The sequence below is a fragment of the Microbacterium sp. GbtcB4 genome (assembly GCF_019091465.1).
Classification (GTDB): Bacteria; Actinomycetota; Actinomycetes; order Actinomycetales; family Microbacteriaceae; genus Microbacterium; species Microbacterium paraoxydans.
In genome coordinates, this window is record NZ_JAGXJJ010000708.1 from 1 (window position 1) to 231 (window position 231).

1 pseudogene is annotated in these 231 nt (G+C 77.5%); it reads right to left on the reverse strand.

What is annotated here, in order from left to right:
* Positions 1-231, reverse strand: a pseudogene (locus KVS71_RS19345) (thioredoxin); the annotation flags it as partial.

The following is a 231-nucleotide window of genomic DNA, read 5'->3' on the forward strand; positions in this document are numbered from 1 at the left end:
GGACGCATAGGAGCCGAGAAGACGACGCACCTGGGGGCAGCGGGCGCATGTCTCCGTGCTGAACTGCACGTGCGTCGCCGTGGCCCCCAGCGCCGCGCCCTCCGCATCAGCGGGATCGAACCGCAGGTCGCCGCCGTCGCGGCGGGGGCCCTCTCTCCCCCGGGGCACGAGCCCGCCCACGGTGGGGGGCACCAGCACCGCGGCCAGAGCGGCGGGAGCGGGCGGGGGGGA